Here is a 269-nt window from a genome sequence, read left to right on the forward strand (position 1 = left end):
CGGCGGTATTGATAAACGGCTCTTCCGGTAGCTCTTCGAGTCCCATCACCTGTTTAGTGTTGGCGATGAGGAACGGCAGCGCGTCATAAACGCCCGGCGCATCTTCATTGGGTAAACCCGCTTTCATGGAACGGTAATTGCCTACGCCAACGAAGACCGCGTCGTATTGTTCCAAAAGCGAATTCAAAGAGACATCTTTACCCACTTCACAATTGAGTTCGAAGTGAATCCCCATCGCGCTGAAGATTTCCCGACGGCGTGCCAGCAGG

1 pseudogene is annotated in these 269 nt (G+C 52.4%); it reads right to left on the reverse strand.

From position 1 onward, the window contains the following. A pseudogene (locus QP437_RS10090) lies at positions 1-269 on the reverse strand (glutamate synthase small subunit); the annotation flags it as partial.

The organism is Haemophilus sp. UMB1048 (assembly GCF_030218125.1).
In the GTDB taxonomy this organism is placed as follows: Bacteria; Pseudomonadota; Gammaproteobacteria; order Enterobacterales; family Pasteurellaceae; genus Haemophilus_D.